Source organism: Massilia frigida (assembly GCF_011682175.1).
Lineage (GTDB): Bacteria > Pseudomonadota > Gammaproteobacteria > Burkholderiales > Burkholderiaceae_D > Telluria_A > Telluria_A frigida.
In genome coordinates this window covers 1-466 of sequence record NZ_WHJG01000178.1, presented here as the reverse complement: position 1 = coordinate 466, position 466 = coordinate 1, and the positions used below count along the sequence as shown (strand labels likewise).

Sequence of the window (466 nt, the reverse complement as noted above, 5' to 3'; positions counted from 1 at the left end):
TGGTCGCGCCCTGGCAGTCATTTCACTCTACTGTTCGAGGCTCTGGCCATGTCCTTGTGCCAAACAATGACCGTGGCCGAGACTGCCCGGCTGCTGCGTGTGACGGCGCATCGCCTGTGGCGCAGCGTCGGCCATTACGTCGCGGTGGCGCGCGGCAAGGATGACATGAGCGAGGTGAAGCTCATCGGAATCGACGAGACCAGCCTTCGGCGCGGTCACCAGTACGTAACGGTCGTTCACGACTTCGATGCCAAGCGCCTGCTGTTTGCCACCGAAGGCCGCGACCACGAGACGGTGGGCGCTTTCAAGGCCGATCTGATCGCCCATGGCGGGCAGCCGCAGCGGATCGAGCACGTCTGCATGGACATGGGCCAGGCCTACATCAAGGGCGTCACCGAGCAATTGCCGCAGGCCCAGATCAGCTTCGACCGCTTCCACGTGATCGCCTTGGCCAACGATGCGATGG

The 466-nt window shown here is 63.5% G+C and carries 1 protein-coding gene; it reads left to right on the top strand.

Features of this window, described 5'->3' with window-relative positions; translation table 11 throughout:
• Positions 1-466, top strand: a 466-nt coding sequence (locus F2P44_RS34570) for a transposase (protein ID WP_167094620.1), incomplete at both ends; no start/stop codon positions are given.